The sequence below is a fragment of the Enterobacter cloacae complex sp. P13B genome (genome assembly GCF_014895915.1).
In the GTDB taxonomy this organism is placed as follows: Bacteria; Pseudomonadota; Gammaproteobacteria; order Enterobacterales; family Enterobacteriaceae; genus Enterobacter; species Enterobacter bugandensis.
In genome coordinates, this window is record NZ_JADBQN010000010.1 from 1 (window position 1) to 23,286 (window position 23,286).

Annotated in this window: 21 protein-coding genes and 1 pseudogene; 12 read left to right on the top strand and 10 right to left on the bottom strand. The window is 57.2% G+C overall.

Annotated features, from left to right (window positions below; all coding sequences use genetic code 11):
* Nucleotides 1-190 (bottom strand): multidrug/spermidine efflux SMR transporter subunit MdtJ (gene mdtJ, locus IM273_RS05355; RefSeq protein WP_193055536.1); only part of this gene is annotated, 190 nt, incomplete at its 3' end.
* A gap of 422 nt (nucleotides 191-612) precedes the next feature.
* Here mdtJ and IM273_RS05360 point away from each other — a divergent pair.
* Nucleotides 613-1,647: an AI-2E family transporter gene (locus IM273_RS05360; RefSeq protein WP_028012964.1), complete on the top strand. Its 1,035-nt coding sequence runs from the start codon at nucleotides 613-615 to the stop codon at nucleotides 1,645-1,647.
* Nucleotides 1,648-1,650: 3 nt separating this feature from the next.
* Here the strand turns inward: IM273_RS05360 and IM273_RS05365 are convergent, their stop codons facing one another.
* Both IM273_RS05365 and IM273_RS05370 read right to left on the bottom strand, forming a co-directional pair.
* Complete coding sequence (locus tag IM273_RS05365) at nucleotides 1,651-2,598, bottom strand: zinc-dependent alcohol dehydrogenase family protein (RefSeq protein WP_193050122.1); 948 nt, start codon at nucleotides 2,596-2,598, stop codon at nucleotides 1,651-1,653.
* A 28-nt stretch (nucleotides 2,599-2,626) separates the two neighbouring features.
* Complete coding sequence (locus IM273_RS05370; RefSeq protein WP_193050124.1) at nucleotides 2,627-3,652, bottom strand: LLM class flavin-dependent oxidoreductase; 1,026 nt, start codon at nucleotides 3,650-3,652, stop codon at nucleotides 2,627-2,629.
* A gap of 177 nt (nucleotides 3,653-3,829) precedes the next feature.
* Here IM273_RS05370 and yajD point away from each other — a divergent pair, with 177 nt between their 5' ends.
* The gene (gene yajD, locus IM273_RS05375; protein WP_003857471.1) at nucleotides 3,830-4,177 is read left to right on the top strand and encodes an HNH nuclease YajD; all 348 of its coding nucleotides are present in this window, start codon (nucleotides 3,830-3,832) and stop codon (nucleotides 4,175-4,177) included.
* Between the two features lie 28 nt (nucleotides 4,178-4,205).
* Here yajD and IM273_RS05380 read toward each other — a convergent pair whose 3' ends face one another.
* Nucleotides 4,206-4,991, bottom strand: coding sequence for a MipA/OmpV family protein (locus IM273_RS05380; protein WP_193050126.1), 786 nt, complete (start codon nucleotides 4,989-4,991; stop codon nucleotides 4,206-4,208).
* Nucleotides 4,992-5,115: 124 nt separating this feature from the next.
* Here IM273_RS05380 and IM273_RS05385 point away from each other — a divergent pair, with 124 nt between their 5' ends.
* From IM273_RS05385 to IM273_RS22715, 5 genes and pseudogenes are all read left to right on the top strand, one after another.
* Nucleotides 5,116-5,811 carry a response regulator gene (locus IM273_RS05385; protein WP_028012960.1) on the top strand — a complete coding sequence of 232 codons (696 nt, stop codon included), beginning with the start codon at nucleotides 5,116-5,118 and terminating at the stop codon, nucleotides 5,809-5,811.
* The gene (locus IM273_RS05390; RefSeq protein ID WP_047368442.1) at nucleotides 5,808-7,004 is read left to right on the top strand and encodes a cell wall metabolism sensor histidine kinase WalK; all 1,197 of its coding nucleotides are present in this window, start codon (nucleotides 5,808-5,810) and stop codon (nucleotides 7,002-7,004) included. Before IM273_RS05385 ends, IM273_RS05390 begins: the two co-directional genes overlap by 4 nt.
* Before the next feature lie 78 nt (nucleotides 7,005-7,082).
* On the top strand, nucleotides 7,083-8,231 hold the full coding sequence (locus tag IM273_RS05395) for an efflux RND transporter periplasmic adaptor subunit (RefSeq protein WP_193050128.1): 1,149 nt from the start codon (nucleotides 7,083-7,085) through the stop codon (nucleotides 8,229-8,231).
* Nucleotides 8,228-11,299, top strand: coding sequence for an efflux RND transporter permease subunit (locus tag IM273_RS05400; RefSeq protein WP_193050130.1), 3,072 nt, complete (start codon nucleotides 8,228-8,230; stop codon nucleotides 11,297-11,299). Before IM273_RS05395 ends, IM273_RS05400 begins: the two co-directional genes overlap by 4 nt.
* Before the next feature lie 78 nt (nucleotides 11,300-11,377).
* Nucleotides 11,378-11,560 (top strand): annotated as a pseudogene (locus tag IM273_RS22715) (hypothetical protein); the annotation flags it as partial.
* Here the strand turns inward: IM273_RS22715 and IM273_RS05405 are convergent.
* Nucleotides 11,494-12,378, bottom strand: a complete 885-nt coding sequence (locus IM273_RS05405) for a LysR family transcriptional regulator (protein ID WP_045261464.1) — start codon at nucleotides 12,376-12,378, stop codon at nucleotides 11,494-11,496. The pseudogene IM273_RS22715 and the gene IM273_RS05405 overlap by 67 nt on opposite strands.
* 136 nt (nucleotides 12,379-12,514) lie before the next feature.
* Between IM273_RS05405 and IM273_RS05410 the strand changes: the two genes are divergently transcribed.
* Nucleotides 12,515-13,495: a nitronate monooxygenase family protein gene (locus IM273_RS05410; RefSeq protein ID WP_047368438.1), complete on the top strand. Its 981-nt coding sequence runs from the start codon at nucleotides 12,515-12,517 to the stop codon at nucleotides 13,493-13,495.
* 83 nt (nucleotides 13,496-13,578) lie between these two features.
* Here the strand turns inward: IM273_RS05410 and umuC are convergent, their stop codons facing one another.
* Together umuC and umuD are read right to left on the bottom strand one after the other, a co-directional pair.
* Nucleotides 13,579-14,841: a translesion error-prone DNA polymerase V subunit UmuC gene (umuC, locus tag IM273_RS05415; RefSeq protein ID WP_045630206.1), complete on the bottom strand. Its 1,263-nt coding sequence runs from the start codon at nucleotides 14,839-14,841 to the stop codon at nucleotides 13,579-13,581.
* Nucleotides 14,825-15,259 carry a translesion error-prone DNA polymerase V autoproteolytic subunit gene (gene umuD, locus IM273_RS05420; protein WP_028012955.1) on the bottom strand — a complete coding sequence of 145 codons (435 nt, stop codon included), beginning with the start codon at nucleotides 15,257-15,259 and terminating at the stop codon, nucleotides 14,825-14,827. The genes umuC and umuD overlap by 17 nt, the downstream gene beginning before the upstream one ends.
* A 310-nt stretch (nucleotides 15,260-15,569) precedes the next feature.
* Here umuD and IM273_RS05425 point away from each other — a divergent pair, with 310 nt between their 5' ends.
* Entirely contained in the window at nucleotides 15,570-15,770 is a 201-nt protein-coding gene (locus IM273_RS05425; RefSeq protein WP_028012954.1) for a hypothetical protein, read from the top strand.
* Nucleotides 15,771-15,816: 46 nt separating this feature from the next.
* On the opposite strand, the gene IM273_RS05430 is transcribed toward IM273_RS05425, so the two are convergent.
* Nucleotides 15,817-16,683: an aldo/keto reductase family oxidoreductase gene (locus IM273_RS05430; protein ID WP_028012953.1), complete on the bottom strand. Its 867-nt coding sequence runs from the start codon at nucleotides 16,681-16,683 to the stop codon at nucleotides 15,817-15,819.
* 143 nt (nucleotides 16,684-16,826) lie between these two features.
* Here IM273_RS05430 and IM273_RS05435 point away from each other — a divergent pair, with 143 nt between their 5' ends.
* A complete protein-coding gene (locus tag IM273_RS05435; RefSeq protein WP_193050132.1) occupies nucleotides 16,827-18,488 on the top strand; it encodes a methyl-accepting chemotaxis protein in 1,662 nt (553 codons plus the stop codon).
* Nucleotides 18,489-18,515: 27 nt separating this feature from the next.
* On the opposite strand, the gene smrA is transcribed toward IM273_RS05435, so the two are convergent.
* Complete coding sequence (smrA, locus tag IM273_RS05440) at nucleotides 18,516-19,079, bottom strand: DNA endonuclease SmrA (protein ID WP_045630204.1); 564 nt, start codon at nucleotides 19,077-19,079, stop codon at nucleotides 18,516-18,518.
* Between the two features lie 355 nt (nucleotides 19,080-19,434).
* Nucleotides 19,435-20,346: a LysR family transcriptional regulator gene (locus IM273_RS05445; protein WP_045261470.1), complete on the bottom strand. Its 912-nt coding sequence runs from the start codon at nucleotides 20,344-20,346 to the stop codon at nucleotides 19,435-19,437.
* A gap of 175 nt (nucleotides 20,347-20,521) precedes the next feature.
* Between IM273_RS05445 and IM273_RS05450 the strand changes: the two genes are divergently transcribed.
* Together IM273_RS05450 and IM273_RS05455 are read left to right on the top strand one after the other, a co-directional pair.
* Nucleotides 20,522-21,832: a M20 family metallo-hydrolase gene (locus tag IM273_RS05450; protein WP_193050134.1), complete on the top strand. Its 1,311-nt coding sequence runs from the start codon at nucleotides 20,522-20,524 to the stop codon at nucleotides 21,830-21,832.
* Nucleotides 21,832-23,277, top strand: coding sequence for a M20 family metallopeptidase (locus IM273_RS05455; RefSeq protein WP_193050135.1), 1,446 nt, complete (start codon nucleotides 21,832-21,834; stop codon nucleotides 23,275-23,277). The genes IM273_RS05450 and IM273_RS05455 overlap by 1 nt, the downstream gene beginning before the upstream one ends.
* Nucleotides 23,278-23,286: the final 9 nt, after the last annotated feature.

The following is a 23,286-nucleotide window of genomic DNA, read 5'->3' on the forward strand; positions in this document are numbered from 1 at the left end:
CCCACAGCGCATAGGCCACACCCAGCGCAATTTTCTTCACCGCAAATGAGAGGAAAATATAGGAAAGGGATATCATCACCAGCATTAAAATAAAACCGGTATTGCCCTCGCTGACGCTTGCCCATTTCATTGACAGCGTGCCGGTAATTTCAGCGAGGATAGCCAGGGCTAATAAGATCCAGTAAAACATGTTTTTCTCCTGCTTGAGAATATAATCCATCGTGGCCCGCTGCATGCAGCAAACCAAAAAAATATGAAATTAAATCAGACGGCTAAGCGCGTAGCGCCAGCTCAGGCAGAAGAGGTGACTATAGTGCGGTGCGCCAGTGTTGCTCACCAGCAATCAGGCAGAAGGAGGTAGAAAATAGAGCAGCGTTGTTTGAAGAATAGGTCCTGAACAAATTGTCCATAAAATTACAATTATCCGCGTTGTTGCTTCTCGTCTTTGCGGATGAAAATTGTCCTCGGTAGTTGAACACGCCAAATTTGTACCATAACTGAAGATTTTACTCAAAGTCTTTTCAATTCTTTACCCATCCCGTTTGATTTTGGTTAGTTTATTGCAGGACGTTTACCCTCTATTATAAATAAAAAGCGTTTTTTGGAGTCACCATGGCTAAACCCATTATTACCCTCAACGGGTTAAAAATTGTCATCATGCTGGGCATGCTGGTGATCATACTCACGGGCGTTCGTTTTGCCGCCGACATCATTGTGCCCTTTATTCTGGCCCTGTTTGTTGCGGTGATCCTTAACCCACTGGTCCAGCGCATGACGCGGCTGCGCATCCCGCGCGTGCTGGCAATTACTCTGCTAATTAGCGTCATTATTTTCGCCATGGTGTTACTGGTTGCGTATCTGGGTACCTCGCTGAACGAACTGGCGCGAACGCTGCCGAAATACCGTTCCTCGCTGGCGATACCGCTGCTGCAGCTTGAGCCCTGGCTTCAGCGCGCGGGAATAGAAGTTTCGGTTGAGGAGCTTCTTAAATATATCGACCCTAATGCGGCCATGACCATCGTCACAGGCCTGCTGACGCAGCTTTCCAATGCCATGACCTCCATTTTCCTGCTGTTTTTAACGGTGGTGTTCATGCTGCTGGAGGTGCCACAGCTGCCCGCAAAGTTACAGCAAATCATGGTTCGTCCGGTTGAAGGAATGGGCGCTATTCAGCGCGCGCTGGACAGCGTTTCACGCTATCTGGTACTGAAAACCGTCATCAGCCTGGTCACCGGGGTGGTGGTCTGGGGAATGCTGGTGGCGCTGGACGTCCGCTTTGCGTTCGTCTGGGGGTTACTGGCATTTGCGCTCAATTACATTCCTAACATCGGCTCCGTGCTGGCGGCAATCCCCCCTATTCTTCAGGTGCTGGTATTCAGCGGATTTTATGATGCACTGATTCTGCTGGCCGGCTATCTGGCGATTAACCTGGTATTCGGGAATATTCTTGAACCACGAATGATGGGGCGTGGGCTGGGGCTTTCGACGCTGGTCGTCTTTTTGTCCCTGATTTTCTGGGGCTGGCTGCTCGGTCCCGTAGGCATGCTGCTCTCCGTTCCGCTGACCATCATCGTGAAGATTGGTCTGGAACAGACGGCGGGCGGGCAAAGCATCGCCGTGCTGCTGAGCGATATGAGCCATCAATAGCTGTCATTCCGCCATCGACATGAGGGGCTTGCTTGCCCTTCCTCCTTCACGGTAAGCCCTGAGCGCCCTCTGCCAGTCCGTCAGAGGGTACACCGTTCCGGGGCTGTACTCACTGGCGCGCATCCGGGGCCAGATTTGATCGAACTCCGCGCGCCACGCCTCTGCGCTGAGCCCATCCAGATAGTTACGAATATGGAACCACGCCACGCGCGGCAGGGGCCGCTGCTGGCGGAAGGTCTGCCCGGAGAGCAGCCCGTAGCAGACAAATATGCCCTGCTCCGGCAGCACGCTCAGGATCGCTTCCGCCAGCGCCCCGCCGGTTGCATCGTAAACGACGTCGGCACGCGCGGCAACGGAGAGAATCCGCTGCATGTCATGCTGTGCGACAGGAACGATCCCCATCGCCGCCAGCCGTTCAGCGTGAGCGGGCGAACGATGAATACCGTACACCGCCTCTGCCCCCGCCAGACGCGCCCACTGCCCGAGCAGAATGGCGCAATCCGAACCGGCGGCCGTGAGCAGCACCCGCTTTCCCCGCGGTGGATAGTGGCTCAACATCATCTGCGCCGCCAGCGGGTTGATATAGGCCCGCGCGGCCAGGCGTGAATCGACATCATCCGGCACGGGTATCGCATACTCTGCCGGGCAATCCGCATAGCGCTGCCAGGTGCCCTGCCCGCGCAGCGGCAGAACGCGTTTACCCTGCAGATACGCAAAAGACGCGGGCGCCTGAATGACAACGCCGACGCCTTCATAGCCCGCGACGGCGGGCAGCGGGGTTCTGTGGCGGTAAGCGCCCGTAATGGGAATGAGATCGGACGCGTTCACCGGCGCATACAGCATTTGCACGCGGAGGTGTCCCGGTGCAAGCGCGCCCGGCGGCGCGGTTTCAGGTTGCAGAACAGATTCTGGCTCGCCAAAACGGCGATACCAGAGGGCCAGATTTTCCATTACGATCTCACGGCTGACGGCGGAATACTTAATCGCGCCAGCCCATTGCCGGTGCGACATGTTTGAGAATGGACTCAATCACGTGCGCATTGTAATCCACACCGAGCTGGTTCGGTACGGTCAGTAATAACGTATCAGCCTCGGCAATCGCCTCGTCCTTCTTCAGCTGTTCAATCAGCCTGTCAGGCTCCGCGGCATAGCTGCGCCCGAAGATCGCGCGCGTTTTTTCATCAAGATACCCCACGCTATCGCTGTCGTTGCGGCTGGCACCGAAGTACATCCGGTCGCGCTCGTCCATCAGGGCAAAAATACTGCGGCTGACCGAGACGCGCGGCTCGCGCGCATGCCCTGCCTCTTTCCACGCCTGACGATAGGCGCGGATCTGTTTTGCCTGCTGAATATGGAACGGTTCGCCGGTTTCGTCGTCTTTCAGGGTTGAGCTTTGCAGGTTCATGCCGAGCTTCGCGGCCCATACCGCCGTCGCATTTGAACCGGCGCCCCACCAGATGCGCTCCCGCAGCCCTTCAGAATACGGTTCCAGGCGCAGCAGCCCAGGCGGATTGGGGAACATCGGCTGTGGATTCGGCTTTGCAAACCCTTCGCCGCGCAGCACCTCAAGCAGCACCTCGGTATGACGGCGCGCCATGTCCGCTTCGTTTTCCCCTTCCTGCGGGACATAGCCGAAATGACGCCAGCCATCAATGACCTGCTCCGGGGAGCCGCGGCTGATGCCAAGCTGCAAACGGCCGCCGGAGATCAGATCTGCCGCGCCCGCATCCTCGGCCATATACATCGGGTTTTCATAGCGCATATCAATCACGCCCGTACCGATTTCAATGGTTTTCGTTTTCGCGCCTATTGCCGCCAGCAGAGGGAACGGCGAGCTAAGCTGACGGGCGAAGTGGTGCACGCGGAAATAGGCGCCGTCCGCGCCCAGCTCTTCAGCGGCCACGGCCAGGTCGATGGACTGCAGCAGCGTGTCTGCCGCCGAGCGCGTGCCGGACTGCGGAGAAGGCGTCCAGTGACCAAACGATAAAAACCCGATCTTTTTCATAACCCTGTGTCCTGATAATGCGTTGCGTTCTGTCCACTTTACGCATTACCCGGTAAGAATAAATGCCGTTTATTTAACGGAATGCATCAAATAAATTGACGGAATAGAGGGGTTCGTCATTCCGCTCCATAATGGATATAATATTCCCCACTTTTTTCATGGCAGGTAAAACCGGCAATGGCTCTGATCCCTAAAAACTACGCGCGACTGGAAAGCGGCTATCGCGAGAAAGCATTAAAAATCTATCCCTGGGTCTGCGGACGCTGCTCGCGGGAGTTCGTCTATTCCAACCTGCGTGAATTGACGGTTCACCATATCGATCATGACCATACTAACAACCCGGAAGATGGCAGCAACTGGGAGCTGTTGTGCCTGTTTTGCCACGATCACGAGCATTCGAAATACACCGAAGCGGATCAGTACGGCACCACCGTGGTCGCCGGTGAAGACGCGCAAAAAGACGTGGGTGTCGCCACGTTTAACCCGTTTGCCGATTTAAAAGCGATGATGGATAAGAAGAAATAATCTTCTCGTCCGCTCGTGCTCCGCGATTTTAAAATGTCCAGGTGATAGCGGCGGTTGCAGACCCCTCATTGCGCCGCATCACTATTGGGCTTTCATTCGCATGGTCGCCAAGCCAGGTATAGTCCGCGCTCAGGACCGTTCCCCAGTGAGCATCGAACTGATGGCTCCAGGTCAGGCTGGTGTCGACGCCATAAAATCCCCCCGGCGCTGAATAGCGGCGATAGCCGGTGCGGCGGCTCTGCTGCTCGCTGACCCCATACCAGGTATTCAGATAACGGCTGTCGCCAAACAGAGCCACAGACTGAAGGGCGATCGTGTCCTCGCTGTTTTGTAGGGGAATCAACGTAACGGACGCCTGATAACTTACACCCTGGCTGTCCGTTAACGGTAGCGTCGCCTTACCCTCAACGCTTAGCCAGGACGCAGCCTGCCAGCCGACGGCCAGGCCGGTATTCAGGGTGGCATCAATGTCCCCCATCCCTTTCAGATTGTTTGCGCCCTCACGCCAGCCAGAATTTTTCTCTGCCCTCCCGAGGTCGTAACCCAGCGTATGTTCCAGGTACCAACCGCTGTCGTTTTGCAGGTCATATCCCACTCCTTTTTGTGCATCAATAAAGAAAGCACCCTTGCGCCCCTGCAGCACAGGAACCACCTGCCACACCTGCTTGTCTGAGCCTGAATAACGGGGGGCATAGTGACCGCCCAGCCCGACGGTTAAAGAGCCAGAAGCGGCGTCATCATCCGCCTGCACACCTGAGGCAACGGCCATCAGAAGCGGAACGGTCATATACAGGCCTTTTTTTATCGCTATCATACTGTTCTCCACGCAGACGCTGGCGTCTGCTAATTCAGGGTCTGCCACACAATGTTGGCGCAGTATGGTTTGGCTAAATCAATGAATCGTCGGGATAGTGTTAAGAAACGGTCAAGGTGAACGGATGTTGTCCAGAAGAGTGCTGATTATTGAAGATGACGCCGATGCGGCTGGCGTGCTTGAAGCCTATTTACGTCGTGAAAATTACGATGTCACCATTACCGGAGACGGTCTTTCCGGGCTGGATATGGCGCAGCGGTGGAAACCCGACCTCATCCTGCTGGACGTGATGCTGCCCGGGCTTAACGGCACCGAAGTGCTGGCCGGACTGCGTCGTAAAAGCGATGTACCGGTGATCATGGTCACCGCCATGGGCGACACCCCCGATCGCATTGGTGCCCTGCGGTACGGTGCCGATGATTATGTTGTAAAACCCTATCATCCGGGAGAAGTCGTGGCTCGCGTACAGGCGGTGCTGCGACGCAGCAGTAAAAAAGAGACAGACGACGAGATCCTTCGCTGGCAAACGCTGGAGGTGGATGTGGCCGCCATTGTGGCGAGCGTGGATAACGGCGGCGACGCGCCCGTTATGCTCGATCTTACGCCAACGGAATTCTCGCTTCTGGCAACGCTGCTGCGCTCTCCCGCTCGACCCTTTTCCCGTCAGTACCTGCTGGAACACTGTCTGCCGGAAAGCGAGGCGCTGGAGCGCGTGGTGGACACCCATATTTATAACCTGCGTAAAAAACTCGAAGCGGCGGGTATTTCCGGCGTGTTGATTAACGTTCGCGGCGTGGGATACAGGTTCAGACAACCATGATAAAAAACCGGCACTCCTCTCTCTGGCGCTGGATTTGCGCGCGTATCCTGGCACTGGCCATCGGCAGCGTGATCGTCATTGCCACCTGCATGTGGCTACGTTATGCGGTACAGAACTACTGGATAATGGGCAGAATGCCAGCGGCGGTCCGGCAGGAATTTCTGACGCTCAGCCAGAACCCACAGGCCGATCCGGCCCGCTTCCACAGCATTGTGGATACCTGGTGGGGGCTGAGTTATTCCACGCCATCCATCGCCTCTGCGGACTGGGTTACGGTGGCCCTGCTGGTGCTGGTGATGATCCCGTTTATTGTGGTAATGGGGTTAAAACACGCCCGACCGCTGGCTCTGCAGTTCAGCCGTCTTCGCGATGCCGCCAAAGATGTCGCCGACGGGCAGTTTGGCCGTCAGGCTGAACTGGTCAAGGATGCGCCAGCGGAAATGGTCAGCTTTGCAAACGACTTTAACTCCATGACGGGGCAACTCGCCCGCTATGAAAAAGAGCTCCGCGCCTCGCACGTCGCGATGGCGCACGAGCTGCGTTCGCCCCTGACGGCCGCCATTGGTCGTCTGCAGGGCATGTTGGACGGTGTGTTTGATGCCAGCCCGATGCAGTTGGAAATGGTGATGAAACAGCTTCAGCATCTTAATCGCCTGACCGATGAGCTTCACCTTCTCTCGTTAGCGGACGCGGGAAATCTGGTGCTGGAAGAGCAGGCCTTTTCTCTGGATGAGCTTATTCAGGAGCGGGCGGCCTGGATCATGCCGCAGGCCGAAGCGCATCATTTTACGATTACGCTGCGTAACCCGCGTACGTTCCCGTTCAGAGGCGATGCGTTCCGCATGGGGCAGGTATTTACTATCCTTATGGAAAATGCACTACGCTACGGGCGCGAAGGCGGCCATCTTGAGGTGGCGCTGCACTACGCCAGCGGGCATTACGCCATTGAATTTCACGATGACGGACCGGGCGTATCCCCCCAGTTCTTACCGGACATGTTTAAGCGCTTTAGCCGTGAGGAGCAGTCCCGCGCGCGGCATTCCGGCGGCAGCGGCCTCGGTTTGTCTATCGCCCGGGCGATTTGTCAGGCACATGGGGGCACGATCGAGGCCTCATTACCGGAAACGGGCGGCCTTGCTGTGCGTATTTTGTTACCCTGGCAGCCGTCCGGTAATGAAAATATCCACTCTTGATAAACCCTTGACAGAACATCGAATCTTTCTCGACGTAGCGCGCATTTAATAACGCCCTCATCTTTATGGAGCGGCGTTATGTCAGACGAATTTGTTCTCTCCCTCCGCCACTGCCTGCACCATCTGTACGGCGTGGCGCGCACTCTTTCCTGGGTAAGTTTTCTCCCTCTGGTCCTGCTCGCGCTGGTGATTTTTCCGCTCACCGGCTGCGGTGACAAACAGGAAAATAAGCCTGCCCCAGTGCGTAAGGTGCGCTACGTCGTCGTACGTACAGCCCAACCCCTCCCCGCGCTGGAAAGGACCGGTGAGATCCATGCCCGCGATGAAACGACGCTGAGCTTTCAAACCGGGGGGCGAATACTGACGCGCAGCGTTGATATTGGCGATCGGGTTAATGCCGGACAGCTGCTGGCCACACTTGAAAATACCACCGGACAAAATCAGCTCGACAGCGCAACGGCCGACTATGAAGGGGCCACAGCCTCAGCGCAGGTTGCCGCGCTTAACGTCAGCCGAATGCAAAAGCTCATGCCGACGGGCGCAATAGCCCGCACGCAACTCGACAGCGCCCGCGCGGACTGGCTTGTCGCCCGCGCGCGATTAAAAAGCAGCGAGGCCGCGTGGCGTAACGCCCGCGAAAGCCTTGGCTGGACGCGCATTATCGCTCCACAAACCGGCACGATCACCGAGGTGAGCGCCTCTGCGGGCCAGGTTGTCAGCGCGGGACAGACGGTGCTTACGCTGGCGACCGGCGAAGCACGCGACGTAGCATTTGATATCGCCACGCCCGATGCGATACCGCCGCTGGATAAGGCGGAATTGCGGATTTCCCTTCTCAGCGACCCGTCGATACAGGCATCTGCCGTGCTGCGGGATATCACCCCGCAGGCCGATCCTCAGACCCGCACCTGGCGCGTCAGAGCCACCCTGATAAACCCGCCAGCGGCGATAGCGCTGGGTGCCAGCGTCACCGTCACCCTGCCCTCGACTGGCCCGCGAGGTTACGTCGTTCCCGCATCGGCGCTGAGCCGAACAGGAGATAGACCGGCGGTGTTCGTGATTACCCCGCATTCGCAGGCGCAGCTGCGCGCGGTGGTGCCTGCCTGCTATACGGCCTCCTCGGTGATTATCGCCTCCGGCCTTGAGCCAGGCGACCGGGTGATTACGGCTGGCGTGAGCAAACTCCGTTCCGGAGAGCCGGTGGTACCCGGGGAGGTTCAGCCATGAACACGAAACCGGAAGCGAAATTTAACCTGTCCGCATGGGCGCTTAACCATCAGCAGATGTTCAGTTTCTTCATGCTGCTGATCGTGGCGATGGGCGTGTTCTGCTATGAAAAACTGCCGCGTAATGAAGATCCGGTTTTTACCATTAAAACGGCGGTCGTCTCCGCGCAGTGGCCGGGCGCGTCCGTAACGGACACCACCCGTCTGCTGACCGATACGCTTGAAAAAAAGCTGCAGGAAACGCCCTGGCTTGATTATCTCGAAAGTGAAACCCGCGCCGGGAGCACGGTTATCCATGTGAATCTCCGTGACAATACCCCACCGCAAAAGGTGCAGGACATCTGGTATCAGGTCCGCAAAAAAATGCAGGACATCGCGCCGTCTTTACCGGAAGGCGTTCAGGGCCCGGCCGTGAACGACGAATTTGACGATACGTTCGGCACGATTTACGGCTTTATTCCCGACGGCTACACCTTACGGGAAGTGCGGGATCGCGTTGAGACAATACGTCGTGAGCTTGCCTCCTTGCCAGATATCGGCAAAACCACCCTGCTGGGCGAACAGCAGGATCAGATGGTTCTCGCCTTTTCTCCGGCCCGTCTGGCGGGTATGGGACTGGATATTCAGGCGGTCGCCGATGCGCTGCGGGCGCAAAACGCGGTTGTCCCGGCTGGCGTTATGCGTACCGGGCAGGAGAACATCGCGATCAAGGTCAGCGGGGCGCTCACGTCCGAAGAGAGTTTACGCGCCGTCACGCTGCACATTAACAATCGCTATATTCCGCTGACCGATATCGCCACCGTCACCCGGGAAGCCGCCGAGCCGCCGGCCCCCGCGTACCGGGTAAACGGCAAACCGGCCATCGGGCTGGCGGTGTCAATGGCGCCAACGGGCAACATGCTGCGTTTTGGCGCCGCGCTGAACGACAGAATGACAGTCCTCAGCGCCGGGCTGCCGCACGGTATTGAGATGGTGAAAGTTGCCGATCAGTCGGCGGTGGTCAGTGACGCGGTAAGTGGTTTTGTCCGGGTGCTTATTGAAGCTGTTGTTATCGTGCTGGCAGTTTCATTTGTCTCGCTGGGTTTGCGGGCGGGGCTGGTGGTGGCTGCGGCCATTCCGCTGGTGCTCGCCATGACGTTTGCCGGCATGATGCTCGCCGGCATCGGGCTTCAGCGTATCTCGCTTGGGGCGCTGATCATTGCGCTGGGTCTGCTGGTGGATGACGCCATGATCGCCGTCGAAACGATGGTCTCCCGACTTGAAGCCGGGGATTCCCGTCGGCATGCGGCCACCCATGCATTCAAAACGACGGCCTTCCCGATGCTCACCGGAACCCTGGTGATGATTGCCGGGTTTATTCCCGTTGGTTTTGCGGCCTCCAGCGCCGGTGAATATTGTTTTTCCCTGTTTGCGGTAGTGCTGATTGCCCTGCTCTGCTCCTGGGTTGTCGCGATCCTGTTTTCGCCGCTGACGGGCACGTGGCTGCTGCCGGAGAAGGTCAGACATCGCGCGGCAGGCCCTGGAAGGATCGCACGCGGGTACGGGCGGCTTTTAGGGCTGGCGCTACGTCACCGGCTCGCCACCGTGCTGATTGCGCTTTCCGCGCTGGGGCTGTCCGTGTACGGCACGACGTTTATGCAGGGTGAGTTCTTCCCCGCGTCGGACCGGCCTGAGCTGCTGGTCAGCCTGACGCTTCCGGCCAACGCGTCGCAGCCCGAAACGTTAAGAGAGGTGGAAAAGCTGGAACACGCGCTGGCCGGCAACAGCAATATCGAGCGCTACTCGACGTACGTCGGGTCAGGAGCCATCCGTTTTTACCTGCCGATGGACGTGCTGCTGGAAAATGAAAACATCGCCCAGATTGTGGTGGTGGCGAAGGATCTTCAGGCGCGGGATCGTCTGCATGGGCAGTTGAACAGGCTGCTGGCGGCGCAGTTTAGCGACATCATCACGCGCGTGTCGCCCCTGGAGCTTGGGCCGCCCGTCGGCTGGCCAATCAAATACCGGGTGAGCGGGCCTGATTATCTGCAGGTCCGGGCGCTTGCGAACCGTCTGGCCGACGCGATTGGCCAATCGCCGCTGTCGCGCGAGGTTAACCAGACGGCCGGAGAGCCGGAGAGGAACATTACTCTGAAGGTGAATCAGACGGCGGCCAGGGCGGCAGGAATATCGTCAGAAGCTCTCGCCCGCACCTTGAATACCCTCTGGTCCGGCAGCGTTGTCACCTCGGTCAGGGATAACGATCGCCTTGTCGACGTGGTACTGCGGGCCACGGACAATGAACGTCACAGCACCGCCACCCTCTCCTCGCTGACCGTTCAGGGGAATGACGGTAAAAAAATTCCGCTCAGCGCCGTCGCGACGCTGGTCTGGAGCGTGGACGATCCGGTCATCTGGCGTCGACAGCGGTTGCCTTTTATTACGGTGCAAACTGACCTCGCGCCGGGGCTGAGGGCCGAAGCGGTATCGGCGGCGCTGCGTCCGGCGATCGATACGCTGCGCGCGGAGCTGCCTGCCGGTTACAGCATAGAAGAAGGCGGCGCGGTTGCCGAATCAGATAAGGGGAACAGCTCCGTTTTTAGCGTTCTTCCGGTGACGCTTGTCATCATGTTGATGCTGCTGATGCTTCAGCTGCGCCGATATTCCCGGATGCTGCTGGCGCTTCTGATGGCCCCGTTTGGTTTACCGGGGATCGTGCTGGCTATGCTGCCCGGTGGCACGCCGATGGGATTTGTCGCGCTGCTGGGCGTCATCGCCCTGGCGGGGATGATCGTGCGTAACGCGGTGATACTGATTAGCGAGGTAGACAGTAATCTTGCTCAAGGGATGGCAAACGATGCCGCGATTGTGGCGGCCGCGGAGCATCGGGCCAGACCCATCTGTCTGACCGCCTGCGCCGCCATTCTGGGCATGATCCCGATCTCTCATCAGGTATTCTGGGGGCCAATGGCCTATGCGATTATCGGCGGGCTGCTGGTCGCGACGCTGGTAACGCTGACCGTATTACCCGCGTCGTTTAGCCTGCTGTTACAGTGGGGGACTCAGCGCAAAGCCGCAGAAGAAAGGTGAGCTGAGGCTCAATCGTTCCCCGGCAGATTACACAGCAGTCAGCGCAAAACGGTTCCTCAGGATCCGGGGGATCTCATCCTCCGTCAGATGCTGCGGCTAAACTGCGCAAACGAACCCACGCCTCGCCTGCTGAATGCCATGGAACAGACTGGCGCGCGGTGTCATGAACTGGCGGCTCCTCTCCGGTGGCGGTTTTACACTAAACTTTCCAGCCACTCGGTAAAGGCCCGCACCTTGCGGGAGAGATGGCGGTGTGGATAGAGAAGCGACAATTTACGATCCGGGGAGCGATGCTCCGGTAACACTTCAACCAGTTGGCCGCGGTCAATATAGGGCTGCAGAAAAAGATTCATCCCCTGTATTAACCCTAACCCGGCCAGGCCCGCCGCAATGTAGGCTTCGGAGTTATCCACGACCAGCTTGCCGGGCAGCGTTATTTCCGCAATGCCTTCTGGCGTAGTAAACGTCCAGGGTTGAATTTTTCTGCTGTTGTTATTGATCCAGTTGATGGCCTGATGTTTGTATAAATCATCCAGCGTTTCTGGCGTACCGTGTTTTGCCAGCCAGGCCGGGCTGGCACAGGTCGTGATTTTAATGTTCCCGATTTTGCGCGCGACATAGTCACCATCGTCCAGCTCCCCCACTCGCAGCACACAGTCCAGGCCATCGCGCAGCATATCCCGACGGCGGTCAGAGCTGCTCAGTATGATGTCGATTTCAGGATGCTGCCGATAAAAATCCGGCAGGTTGGGTATGACCCTCAGCGCCGCAAAAGCGATGGGCATATCCACCCGCAACTGACCGTGTATTGCCCGGCCAGTGCCAAACGACTCCAGTAAATCGTCCGCCTGCGCCAGCAGGGGTTTACTTCGGCGATAAAACGCCTCGCCGTCCGGCGTCAGGCTAATCCGCCGCGTTGTTCTCTGCAGCAAACGCGTGCCGCTGTGCTGCTCCAGATGCTGTAACGCTTTGGTGACCGCCGGACGGTGGATCTGCAGATTTTCCGCCGCCTGGGTCAGGCTGCCCGACTCGACAATTTCAATGAAAACTCTAATTGATTCAAAGAGATTTAGTTGCATTGGTTGTCTCTTTTGCCGTCACAGGAATGTCAGGATTGTTACTTATTTTATAACAGTGATGAATCTTTTTGGCTATTTTTCCTAACAATCTTCCGCCCTACACTCTCCTCCATTCAAACGTGAGGAATGTTCTGCTATGAAAAATAACCGTATCTGTCAGATCCTGGGGATCGAAAAGCCTGTTATTCAGGGACCGTTATCCTGGCTTACTGATGCCCGTTTAGTGGCCGCGGTCAGCAATGCAGGAGGACTCGGCGTGCTCGGCCCCAACGCAGGGTTAACCGCCGATACCGCGGTCTCCACGCCGGAAGAAACCGCCGAAAAAATGCGGGAAGAAATTCGCAAAACCAAACGGCTGACCGAAAAACCCTTCGGCGTGAACCTGATCCCCACCGCCGTTAATGACGTCTGGACCGGGCCAATTCTTAAGGTGATAAAAGAGGAAGGCGTCAGGGCCGTGGTGTATACGGGCTATGGTGAAGGCAGCATTATTCCTGCGCTGTTCAATGAGTTAAAAGAGGCGGGTATCGCCATTATCTACCGCGACATTAATCCCACCCCGGAAAACACCCGTCTCGCGGAAGACGCAGGGGCTGACATTATCGTCGCCACCGGTTTTGACGAGGGCGGGACGCTGCCCGCAACGGCGCTGGGTACTTTTTCCATCGTGCCGCTGATTGCCGATGCCGTGAAGCATGTTCCGGTGATGGCGGCGGGCGGTATTACCGATCGCCGCACCGCCAGAGCGGCGCATGCGTTAGGTGCGGAAGGCGTGTTTGCCGGTTCGGTCTTTATCAGTACCGTAGAAAGCCGCGTGCCGCAGGAGGTCAAAGAGAAAATTGTTGCCGCCAACGGCCTGGACCTGCTGCTTTTCCGCACCGTCCCTCACTACTATCGTTCTCTCCCCGGCAAGCTGGCGGAAAAACTGGCGGCGATGGATAAAGCTGGCGCAAGCAATGAAGCGCTGGGCAAGGCGATGGGAGGATTGCGGGGCCTGCGCCTGGGCATGCTGGAAGATAACACCGATGAAGGTTATATCGCGCTCGGCACGGGGATAGGAAGTATCCGCAGCGTGAGAAGCGTGGCTGAGGTTGTCGATGCGTTAACGGTTGAGTAAGCCCTTAACCCTGATGCTATGGACGCTGCACAGGAGCGGCGTCCGTAAACCGTCTTCGGCTCTTTGTCACACATAGCCGCCTTTCATCTCGCTACCGGCAAATCCGCGTACCGCGTCGTATAAGCCGGTGACAGCATCTCCCGCTTCATCGCCCAGGCTTTCTCAATCCCCTGCCCGGCAAACCATATTTTCCCTTTGCCGGAATGATTTAAGCTGTCGATGGTTTCCATCAGCGCGGCGCTGTTGGCGCTCGGGCGGTTATCGTCAAACAAATTCAGCTGGGCAACGCCGCTGCTGAAAAAGTCTGCCAGCATCACCCCCGCTTTCATATAGCGATATCCGTCAAGCCAGATACGACCCAGCGCCTCAGTGGCGGCACGAATGATATCGCGCGAATCATTGGTGGGCGTCATCAGGGTGACGGAAGCCTGATTGCCGTAATAAATTTCGTTGTCGGCATGCGGGCTGGTGCGCACAAACACGCTGATAAAGCGGCAATACTGATGCTCGCCACGCAGTTTTTCCGCAGCACGTTCTGCATAGGCGCAAATGGCCTGATGCATCTCCTCGTACTGCGTAATACGGTGTCCAAACGAACGACTACAGATAATTTGCTGCTTCGTGGGAGTAAACTCTTCCAGATCGAGGCAGGGCTCACCTCGAAGCTCGCGCGCCGTGCGCTCCATTACCACGTTAAAATGTTTGCGGATGACCCAGGATGACGCTTCCGCCAGCTCCAGCGCCGTGGTTATCCCCATCGCGTTAAGCTTTTTAGTGATGCGTCGTCCTACGCCCCACACCTCCTCCACCGGAACCTTTGCCAGCAGCTTACGCTGCCGTCCACGATCCGAGAGATCGACCACGCCACCGGTGGCTGACCACCGCTTCGCCGCATAGTTGGCCAGCTTCGCCAGCGTTTTAGTCGGCGCAATCCCGACACCCACACTTAAACCTGTGTTTTTAAAGACCTGCGTACGCATCTGATGACCGAATGCTTCCAGCGAGATGCAGTTGCTGACACCCGAAACGTTCACAAATGCTTCATCGATGGAGTAGATCTCAATGGCCGGCGCGAGATCGGTCAGCGTCTGCATCACCCGGCTGCTGAGATCGGCATACAGCGCATAGTTGGAGCTAAAGACGTAAACCCGCGACGGATACCCCTTCTCTTTGAATTTAAAATAGGGCTCCCCCATTTTTATGCCGAACTGCTTTGCCTCCCGCGACAGCGAAATAATACAGCCGTCGTTATTGGACACCACCACGATGGGCTTACCCACCAGATCGGGGCGAAACACCCTCTCGCAGGAGGCATAGAAGCTATTCACATCAACCAGCGCGAACATGTTTATGCGTTTTGAGCGTATGAGTGACGACACCGAAGATTTGCAGCTCCTCTTCGGACTGAAAGGCGATCGGCTGATAGCGGGCATTACGCGGCAGCAGCCGCAGAACCGGGCGGGTCTGTAGCTCTTTCACCGTAAACTCGCCGCCGACCGACGCCACAACAATGTCCCCGTGTTCGGCATTTAACGAGCGGTCTACCACCAGCAGATCGCCGTCGCTAATCCCTGCGCCGATCATGGAGTCCCCGCTCACTTTGATAAAGTAGGTCGCACTGGGGTGCCTGACCGCCAGCCGGTTAAGATCGAGACGATCCTCCACATAATCCTGCGCAGGGCTTGGAAAGCCACAGGCAACACGCTCAAGATATAAAGGTAATTCAATAAGTTGCTTTGGATGATAAGAAAAGAGAGTGTCCATAAATGCCTTTCCCGCCAGATGCTGTATATAAACACAGTATTACGGATTACGGCACAGGATCAAGGTCATTTCCGACAAAGACCGCAAACGCGTTGAAGTTTGAGCGGATTTAATTTAGCAACCTCTCCTGCTGGCGATCGCAGATGGGCCAACCAAAAGTCATAAAAAAGTCACTAACAAACACTTTAAAATCACTTCATGTGAAAAAAAGATCATTAAATCACTATAGAAACACTATTAATTGACTTAAACATCAGAATAACGCATATTTGAGGGCACGAATTATCAATACTTTTGGAGGACGTTTTCTATGCCAGCCCGTGACTATCCCGACAAGCGAGTTGCCCGCGGTTTAGCAAAGGAGGCCGATCTCAGGATGTTGAGCGCCCGCATTGAGCCTGACCTGATGGAATACATCAGAATCACCGCCTTTGAGACGCGAAAAAGCAAGCAGGAAATTGTGGCAGAAGCGTTAGCGCTTCACAGACAAAAAAGTCAATGCGGAGTCTGAGCAGGCAAAGCCTGGAAGTGTCCTTCCGGCTTTGCCCATGCTGTGATTAACCCATCAGCGCATTCAGTTTTTCAAGTGCTTCAGGCGGCAATTGCACCTCTCCCGCCGCGAGGTTTTGCCGCAGATGCGCCACGGATGACGTGCCGGGGATCAGCAGGATGTTCGGCGACCGTTGCAGCAGCCATGCCAGCGCAACCTGCATCGCCGTTGCGCCCAGGGAATCCGCGACGGCCTGCAGGCCGGTGGACTGCAGTGGCGTGAAGCCTCCCAACGGGAAGAACGGCACATACGCAATCCCCTGCTGCGCCAGTAAATCCACCAGCGCATCGTCGCCGCGGTTCACAATGTTGTACATGTTCTGCACGCAGACGACCTGCACCATCTTCCGCGCTTCCGCCACCTGCGTGGCCGTGACGTTGCTCAGACCAATGTGGCGTACCAGCCCCTGCTGCTGTAATTCTGCGAGGGTGGAAAGCGGTTCAGCAATCGATCCTTCTGCCGGGCCGTGTGCGCTAAACATGATCCGCAGGTTCACCACGTCCAGCACATCCAGCTTCAGGTTGCGCAGGTTGTCATGCACCGCCTGGGTCAGCTCCTGCGCGGAAAAGGCCGGCAGCCAGGCCCCTTTGTCATCGCGACGGGCACCGATCTTGGTGACGAGGGTGAGATCGTCCCGGTAAGGATGAAGCGCCTCGCGGATCAGCTGGTTCGTCACATGCGGGCCGTAAAAATCGCTGGTATCGATATGATTCACACCCGCCGCCACGGCTTCGCGCAGCACGTCCAGCGCGGCCTGTTTATCCTTCGGCGGGCCAAATACGCCCGGCCCGGCAAGCTGCATTGCCCCGTAGCCCAGTCGTTTCACCGTTCGCGTTCCGAGCGCGTACGTCCCGCTTTTATCAATGCTGCTCATGTTAACCTTCCTCATAAAATGATCCGGATTTACAACAGGTTCCTGACCGAAGCCCTAAGTTAAGCGCGAGTTAAATTAAAGTTTAAATTCTATACGACGATAGTATGGGTGTACCTCTGCATCTTTTCTAACGGACGACCGCTATGCTGAAAAATCTGCACGTGATTACCGGAATTATCTTTGCCCTCACCATATTCTGTCTGCTGCAAGTTGTCACGGGAGGGTTGTTCTACTCTGCCGTCAGCAACGATCGCCATAACTTCCAGAACTCCGGCGTGCTGAATGCCCAGCAGGAAAGCCTGAGCGACAGCGTGAACACGCTGGTGAAAACGCGCGTTACCGTCACCCGCGTGGCAATCCGCTACCTGAAGAACCAGCGCGACCCGGCATCCCTTGCCGCGATTAACAAACTGCTCGGCACCGCAGGCGACTCGCTGGCTAAAGCTGAAGCCTATAACAAAGAATGGCAGAAAATGCCGCAGGTTAACGGCCAGAATGCGGCGTTAACCGACGAGATGCAGAAGTCATGGAATCAGATGCACGAGGTGATGCGTTTGTCGATTGAGTATCTGCGTGCCGACAACTACCAGGCCTATGGCGATCTGGACGCTCAGCAGGCCCAGGACGACATGGAAGCGGTCTATAACCGCTGGCGCGCCGAGAACAACACGCTGCTGAAGGCGGCAACCGAAGAGAACCAAAGCAGCTTCACGCAGATGCAGTGGACGCTGGCAGCCATTTTCCTGGCCGTTATCGCCGTGCTGGTGGTGATCTGGCAGGGTTTACAGCACCTGCTGTTAAAACCGCTCAACGCCATCATGAACCATATTCGCGCCATTGCGGGAGGCGATCTGACGCAGGATATCACCCTCTCTGGCCGCAATGAGATGGGTCAACTGGCGGCTGGCCTGCACGAGATGCAGCAGTCGCTGGTGACGACCGTCAGCGCCGTACGCGGCAGCACCGACTCCATCTACACCGGCGCGGGTGAAATTGCCGCAGGGAGCAACGATCTCTCCGCCCGCACCGAAGAGCAGGCCTCCTCGCTCGAAGAGACAGCCGCCAGCATGGAAGAGCTGACCGCAACGGTTAAACAGAACTCCGATAACGCCCGTCAGGCGACGCTGCTGGCGAAGAATGCCTCTGAAACAGCGGCTCGCGGCGGCCACGTCGTGGATAACGTGGTGCGCACCATGAACGAAATTGCCGACAGTTCGCAGCAAATCGCTCATATTACCGGCGTGATTGACAGCATTGCGTTCCAGACCAACATTCTGGCGCTTAACGCCGCGGTGGAAGCCGCACGCGCAGGCGAGCAAGGCCGCGGGTTTGCGGTTGTCGCCGGTGAAGTTCGTACGCTGGCCAGCCGCAGCGCGCAGGCGGCGAAAGAGATCAAAGGGCTTATTGAGAACTCCGTCAGCCGGGTGAGCACCGGTTCTGAGCAGGTCAGCGAAGCGGGCGCGACTATGAAGGAGATTGTCGCCGCCGTCACCCGCGTCACCGATATCATGGGCGAGATTTCGTCCGCATCGGATGAGCAGAGCCGCGGAATTGAGCAGGTGAGCCTGGCCGTGTCGCAGATGGACAGCGTGACGCAGCAAAACGCCGCGCTGGTGCAGCAGTCGGCCACGGCGGCAGCGGCGCTGGAAGATCAGTCCGAACAGCTGCGTCAGGCCGTGGCCGCGTTTCGTCTGAACGGTAAAGCAAACGCCACCGCCCCGCGCCCGGCCAACGTTAAAACGCCGCAGCTGCTGCGTCCGGCAACGGCTAATGCCACCCCGGACAGTAACTGGGAAACCTTCTAAGCCTCAGGCGGGCGAAGATATCGCCCGCTAACGGCTGCGCTTGGCGTGCCGTTCCCAGTTCTCCTGCTTCGCGTCGTCGGATTTTCGCAGGGAAACATAGCAAGCCCCGCTGCCGCCGTGATGCGGCAGCGCCACGCAGAACGCCTGCACTTCCTCGAACTCGGTTAACCAGCGTGCCAGATAGCTACGCACCACATTAGGATGCGAATTTTGCTCGCGCCCTTTCCCGTGGATGATGATGAGGTTACGTAATCCGTCACGACTGGCCTGGCGAATAAAGGAATACAGCATCTGGCGGCAGCGTTCAGCGGGCTGACGCAACAGATTTAAGCTGGCCTGTCGGGAGTATTTACCCGAACGCAGCTTATCAATAACGCCCTGCTGGACACCTTCGCGCTGGAACGCCAGCGGCTCGTCAAGCGGCAATAGCTCAAGGAAACCCAGGGTCAGAAAGTTGTCGAGCTGTTCGGTATCGATGTCCTGGCGAGCCCGGGTATTACGGCTTTGCTGCCAGTGGATATCGGTGCAGCGTTTCAGGGGCTGGACATCCTCCATGGCGTCAAGAAAAAGGGATTTGTCGTCAGGGTTCATGGAAATCCTCCGGCTACATCTGGGCTTGTACTATACCTGCGCCAGACAGGTGTCTCAATAACCCTTAGAAGATGAGGCACGAGATAAATATTAACCCGATGAATATATATAGTCATTATAAAATGCACTTAAACCTGACTTAACTAAAACCCCAACAACAGTAAAATAGGTGATTTGCGTTAAATTTTTCTAAAATCAGTCATTCACCTTCCTTTCATTTTTCGGGAAAGGTGTTATAACTAAATTTACCTGCCTCATGGATATAATACCCAGGACTTGCGAAAGGACGCACTGCTGTGTGTACTATAGGGTCTGTCTGATGTCGGGCAGACTCTGTTTTTTTATTATGCGACATTCACCCTGAAATTATTTTTCTCGCTTCCCTTCTGAATTGCGTAATTAATGATTCGGCAAGCGGAGTTTGACGAGAATCCCGGCGCTGAATTAAATAATATGCGGCTTTTGGAAGCGACTCGGCAACCGGCAGAATGACCAGACGGTGCGCCAGCAGCGGATCACAGCCTAACTCCTGTGGAAGGATACTTAAAAAATCACTTTGCGCAACAAGGCTAATGCAGGAAGAAAAGGTTTCGCACACCACGCCAATCCGCGGTATTTGCGAGCGGTGGCTAAATAGATCTTCTAATTGCTTATAATAACTTCCCCGCGGCGTTGGCATTGTCCAGTTATAATGCAGCAGATCGTTAATGGATGTTGCCCCTGTCGCCGGATGCCCTTCCCGGCAAAATACCGCAAACGGTTTTTCGAAGAGTTTTTCAAACGTAAACTCATGGTCGTAAGGCCCCTGATAATAGGTGTTGATGGTGAAGTCCAGTTCGCCCTGGCGTAATTCATTGATCATCGACACCAGCTGCCCTTCCATAATTCGCACTTTAACCTGCGGGTGCTGGGCGTGAAAACGGGTGATGACGGCGGGCATCAGGCTGCGTGACACGCTGGCCCCCATCCCGATATTGATCTGCCCGGCCAGATCCCCCTGCCGCTGGCGAATATCATCCTGCGCCGCACGCAGCTCTTCCAGAATCAGCCTGGCGCGCTGGTAAAATCCTTCCCCGCACTCGGTCAGCGCAACGCCTTTACTCCGGCGAACAAAAAGCTGCGCCGCCATGCCCTCCTCCAGCTCTTTGATGGATTTGGTCAGCGCCGGCTGCGAGAGATTCAGCGTCCGGCTGGCACCGCGAATGCTGCCCTGACGCGCCACTTCAACAAACGCCCGGATTTGATGAAATTTAATCTGAAATGACATAGCCCAACCGATAACCGTTGTTTATCAGAGTAAAGAAACTGTCATCTACTTTAATGGAAAGGGATGTGCGAGGGTAATTCCTGAACGGTTAAAACTGTGAAAAAACGGTTAGTGATAAGTAAAAACTATCACAGCGTGAAGCAGTTCACATTTTTTAATGATGACAGGAACAGATATGGACACACTGGCGCAGTACATCCAGACATTAGCCCCCCAGTTGATCGCATGGCGTCGCGATTTTCACCATTTTGCGGAATCCGGCTGGGTAGAGTTCCGTACCGCCGCAAAGGTCGCGGAAATCCTTGACTCCCTGGGCTACGAACTGGCGATGGGTCGCGACGTGATCGATGCCGAAAGCCGTATGGGGCTGCCCGATGACGCCACCCTTTCGCGAGAGTTTGCCCGTGCGCGGTCACAGGGGGCGCCTGAGAAATGGCTGGCACCGTTTGAAGGCGGATTTACCGGCATTGTGGCGACCCTGAATACCGGACGACCGGGCCCGACGCTGGCGTTTCGCGTCGACATGGATGCCCTTGATTTAAGCGAAGCGCTCGACGACAGCCATCGCCCGTTCCGCGACGGTTTTGCCTCCTGCAACGCGGGAATGATGCACGCCTGCGCGCACGACGGCCACACCACCATTGGCCTGGGGCTGGCAAAGGTGCTTAAGCAGAACGAAGCGCAGCTCAACGGTACCGTCAAGCTGATCTTCCAGCCTGCCGAGGAAGGCACCCGCGGCGCTCGCGCCATGGTCGCCGCCGGGGCGCTGGACGGCGTGGATTATTTTACCGCCATCCATATTGGTACCGGCGTCCCCGCCGGAACGGCGATCTGCGGCAGCGATAACTTTATGGCAACCACCAAGTTCGACGTGAACTTTACCGGCGTTGCCGCACACGCGGGCGGCAAACCGGAGGATGGACGTAACGCCCTGCTTGCCGCCGCGCAGGCCGCCCTCGCCCTGCACAGCATCGCCCCGCACAGCGAAGGCGCTTCCCGCGTCAACGTCGGCGTGATGCAGGCGGGTAGCGGCCGCAACGTGGTGCCCGCAAATGCACTGATCAAGGTTGAAACCCGCGGCGAAAGCGAAGCAATAAACCAGTATGTCTTTGAACGTGCGCAGGCTGTCATTACCGGCGCGGCCGCGCTCTATGGCGTGAGCGCGGAGATGCGCCTGATGGGGGCCGCCACCTCCAGCGCACCGACGCCGGCCTGGGTTGATTACCTGCGTGAACAGGCGAGCCAGGTATCGGGAATTGTGCACGCAATCGATAAGGTGAAAGCGCTAGCAGGCTCTGAAGACGCCACGCTGATGATGGCCCGCGTGCAGCAGAACGGCGGCATGGCATCGTATATGGTGTTCGGCACGGATTTGAGCGCCGGACATCACAACGAAAAATTCGACTTCGATGAGCAGGTCATTGCTGTCGCCATTGAAACGCTGGCGCGAACTGCGCTCAATTTCCCGTGGACGCGAGGTGTGTAATGCAGGAGAACTACGCTTTTATTGCCGATGCCATCGACACGCGATGTCAGACGCTAACCGATATTGCCGATGCAATTTGGGATCATCCCGAAACCCGCTTTGAAGAGTTCTGGTCCTCCAGACGGCTCGCTGACGAGCTGGAAGCCGAGGGCTTTACGCTGACCCGCGAGGCAGGCGGTATCCCAAATGCCTTTATTGCCAGCTTCGGCAGCGGGAAACCGGTTATCGCTCTGCTGGGCGAGTACGACGCGCTGGCCGGGCTAAGCCAGCAGGCGCACTGCGCGACGGCGCAATCCGCCACGCCGGGGGCGAACGGCCACGGCTGCGGGCATAACCTGCTGGGCACCGCAGCGCTTGCGGGCGCGGTGGCGGTAAAAAGCTGGCTGGAGCAGCACGGCGGCAGCGGAACGGTGCGTTTTTACGGCTGTCCCGGTGAGGAAGGCGGCTCCGGGAAAACCTTTATGGTACGTGAAGGTCTGTTTGATGACGTTGATGCCGCTGTCACCTGGCACCCGGAGGCCTTTGCCGGGATGTTTAACGTCAGCACGCTGGCCAACATTCAGGCGGCCTGGCGTTTTCACGGCGTGGCGGCGCATGCGGCCAACTCGCCCCATTTAGGGCGCAGCGCGCTGGACGCCGTGACGCTGATGACCACCGGCACCAACTTCCTTAACGAGCACATCATAGAGAAAGCGCGCGTCCATTACGCCATCACCGACACCGGCGGGATTTCGCCCAACGTGGTGCAGGCGCAGGCTGAAGTGCTGTACCTGATCCGCGCCCCGGAGATGACCGACGCGCAGCAGATCTACCAACGCATCGAAAAAATTGCCCAGGGCGCGGCAATGATGACCGAAACCACCGTGGAATGCCGCTTTGATAAAGCCTGCTCCAGCTACCTGCCGAACCGCACGCTTGAGGCTGCGATGTACCGCGCATTGCAGCACTACGGCACGCCGGAGTGGACCGATGAAGAGCGCGACTTTGCCCGCGAAATCCGCGCCACGCTGACGCCCAACGATCTGCAGAACAGCCTGAAAAACATTGCCGCCACGGGGGGAAAGGCAGGCAAAGCCTTTGCCCGCCGCCATCAGGAGACGCTGCTGGTGGATGAAGTCGCGCCCTATGCCATCACCGATAACGTGCTGGCGGGTTCAACTGACGTGGGTGACGTCAGCTGGAAAATGCCGGTCGCCCAGTGCTTCAGCCCCTGCTTTACCGTTGGCACGCCGCTGCACACCTGGCAACTGGTGGCGCAAGGACGAACCTCCATCGCCCACAAAGGCATGCTGCTGGCCGGGAAAGTGATGGGCGCAACCGCACTCAATCTGCTGCAGGATGCAGACCTGCTGAAAACATGCCGTGAAGAGTTCGAACAACAAATAGAAGAAAAACCGTACGCGTGTCCGATCCCACTGGGCGTGACACCGTCACCTTTAAAATAAAAAAACACA